At 56.6% G+C, this 2,538-nt stretch carries 1 protein-coding gene and 5 pseudogenes; 3 read left to right on the forward strand and 3 right to left on the reverse strand.

Annotated elements, in window-relative coordinates:
* Positions 1-128: 128 nt before the first annotated feature.
* A pseudogene (locus tag DQG18_RS15815) lies at positions 129-278 on the forward strand (IS630 family transposase); the annotation flags it as partial.
* 193 nt (positions 279-471) lie between these two features.
* On the opposite strand, the gene DQG18_RS15820 reads toward DQG18_RS15815, so the two are convergent.
* Positions 472-1,455, reverse strand: coding sequence for a hypothetical protein (locus tag DQG18_RS15820; protein WP_157970218.1), 984 nt, complete (start codon positions 1,453-1,455; stop codon positions 472-474).
* 125 nt (positions 1,456-1,580) lie between these two features.
* Positions 1,581-1,769: pseudogene (locus tag DQG18_RS15825) on the reverse strand (transposase); the annotation flags it as partial.
* Here DQG18_RS15825 and DQG18_RS15830 point away from each other — a divergent pair.
* Both DQG18_RS15830 and DQG18_RS15835 read left to right on the forward strand, forming a co-directional pair.
* Positions 1,763-1,945 (forward strand): annotated as a pseudogene (locus DQG18_RS15830) (ATP-binding protein); the annotation flags it as partial. The pseudogenes DQG18_RS15825 and DQG18_RS15830 sit on opposite strands and share 7 nt — an antisense overlap.
* Before the next feature lie 151 nt (positions 1,946-2,096).
* Positions 2,097-2,414, forward strand: a pseudogene (locus tag DQG18_RS15835) (IS110 family transposase); the annotation flags it as partial.
* Here DQG18_RS15835 and DQG18_RS15840 read toward each other — a convergent pair.
* Positions 2,414-2,538: pseudogene (locus DQG18_RS15840) on the reverse strand (IS630 family transposase); the annotation flags it as partial. The pseudogenes DQG18_RS15835 and DQG18_RS15840 overlap by 1 nt on opposite strands.

Below are 2,538 nucleotides of genomic sequence, written 5' to 3' on the forward strand. Positions count from 1 at the left end.
ACGCTGCAGATCGTGAGGGACTGGGTACTGCGCTTCAATGCAGACGGTCCCGATGGTCTGGCTACGCGAAAGGCCCCGGGCCCCGACACGATCCTCAACGACACCCACCGGCGCGCGCTGGCGGACGGCAGTTCTTGCGCGAGAATTGGCTCTCGAACCGCATCTTCTCGTCCTACGACAACGTCGTCGACCACTGCTGCCATGCCTGGAACCGCCTCATCGATCAGCCATGGCGCATCATGTCCATCGGATTGCGCCACTGGGCGCATGGGTTCTAATCAGAGAGTCTTGGTATCAATGGCCACCCAGGCTTCGTCACTCAACCAAAACAGTCTGCTCATCAATGCCTCCGGCTTATCCGAAGCCAGAGAATCTGATTTGCAGCTCCTATTCAACAACCTGATTGGGTTTGGACCCTAACCTTGCGTTGTTCGCGTCTGTCTATAGGTTTCTCGCTAAATAGCTCGGCAATTAATAGGTCGCGAGAACCCCCAATTCACCCCATATCCGGTAAATATTGTAAGGGATGAGGGTGCAGATAACGGCTGTAAAAAAAGCCAAGCGCCCAAACTGCCCTCGCCCAGTTTTCCGAGATTGCACAAAGAGCGTCAGAACCATCACTTCCCAAAACAGTATTACAACCCGTTCAGGGCCAAGAAGGATCGAAGCTGGTCCTAGCGTTGCTATGAGGGCAATGCACACCACCAATGCGGTTCGGCTCATCAGCAACGATAGGGCAAAAAACGGGGCTGCTATAACGGCGAACCTCACCCCGTTCATCCAATTCAGGGTGAGGTAGTAAGCAATCTTGTCTTGAACGATGAGCAGGAAGAAGGGTGCGACGAGCGCACCTCCCAGCATTGCTATCATGGACGGTCGGAGCAAGAATAGCGCAGGGGCCAGCAATACAACCTGGAAGTGCGCCAGAGCGGCTACTGCCAACCCGATAATCTGGCGTCTCGCAAGTGTTGCAATCACAAGCGCCACGGCTACGGCAACCCCCAGGCGATGCAACTCGGACAGAAGCCGAAACATGTAATAGTCTGTCGAGACGTAGGCGACGAACAGCATGGCGCTTTTCCCGCTGCCTAAGTAGCGCTCTCTGAATCTATTCAGCGCTGCAAAGATCGCCACGTTCTTGACTATGACGGCTACGACGAACGGCGCACCGATCACGGCAAAGGCGTAGAAGAATAAAAACGACAGCGGCTCACTGGCACCAGTCTGGACGCGATATGAACTCACCGCGTCGATAATGCCAAATGGCGCATGGGATAGCGCGTCTGAATAGAAATTCCAGTAATTCAGATTATCGCGCGTCTTCTCGTTGGCCACGAGCGCCGAAAGGATGAAAATTGGCAGAAGTGCCGCGCAGCTCACCAACGCCCATATCGCGCGTCTCCTGCTGAATGTTGCGGTGAGCGGGTTCCATTGGCGCGGCGATGTATCTGTCATACGAGGCCCTCGTTCTAGCCCGAGGTCTAAGGGAATCTGTGGCGCCAAGTCCAGTCCAAACACCGCCTGAGTTGATCGCACCACTCCGGATTTCCGAAGGGGGCGATGCTAGGGTTGAGACTCAATCATAGCCAGTACGCAACTGCTGCTGCGAGCATGACGGCAGATAGATAATTCCGAGCGAGCTTGTCGTACCGTGTGGCGACGCGGCGGAAATCCTTGAGGCGGCAGAACATTGCCTCGACGCGCCAGCGGTCCTTGTAGCGCTTCTCATCGTATCGGATTTTGCGTTTGCGGTTCTTGCGGCCGGGGATCCACCCTGATCACCAGCAATCTGCCTTTCGACGAATGGACCGAGACCTTCGGGTCCGAGCGTCTCACCGGCGCGCTCCTCGACCGGCTGACCCATCACGTCAGCATCCTCGAGATGAATGGTGACAGCTATCGCCTCGCCCAAAGCCGGGCACGCAAAGCCAGCCGCACGTCCTGAAAAACGCAATGTTGGGGGTATCGAACACCGCTCGGGCTACGCCCTCCCGGCGCTCGATACCCCCAACATCAAGTGGCCTGGTTTTGCGCCGCCCAATGGCCGACTTTTACCCCGCCGTTGACAGGCATTTTTCAAGGACCGACGTCACGAAAGTCTGCGTGTTGCATTCGAGGCATGTTCGGGTGCGCATTGGCTTGCCCACCAGTTGATCGCGATGGGGCATGATGTCAAGCTGCTCACCCCCGAGAGTGTGCGCCCCTTCGCAAAAGCACAGAAGAATGACTGGAACGATGCACTGGCGATCGCTGAAGCCGCGCAACGCCCGGGTCGCCACGCGGTCGGGATCAAATCCAATGAACAACTGGACATGCAGGCGCTTCATCGCGTGCGCCAACGACTGGTGGTGGCGCGAACCTCGATCATCAACCAGCTCCGCGGCCTTTTGCGTGAGCGCGGCCTGGTGATCCCCTAGTCACCCGAATCTGAAGTTCGGTTCATTGTTTTCTGGCAGAAGCGTTTGACGGAGGCGAGGATTTCGTCTGCGGATTTGACCCATTTATAGGGTTTGGGGTTCTCGTTGTGGGCATCGATGA

This window comes from Pelagibacterium sediminicola (assembly GCF_003390885.1).
Taxonomy (GTDB): Bacteria; Pseudomonadota; Alphaproteobacteria; order Rhizobiales; family Devosiaceae; genus Pelagibacterium; species Pelagibacterium sediminicola.

What these genes read in the sequence shown, in the direction of transcription:
- DQG18_RS15820 (WP_157970218.1), bottom strand. Translation starts at nt 1,455, where the DNA reads ATGACAGATACATCGCCGCGCCAATGGAACCCGCTCACCGCAACATTC.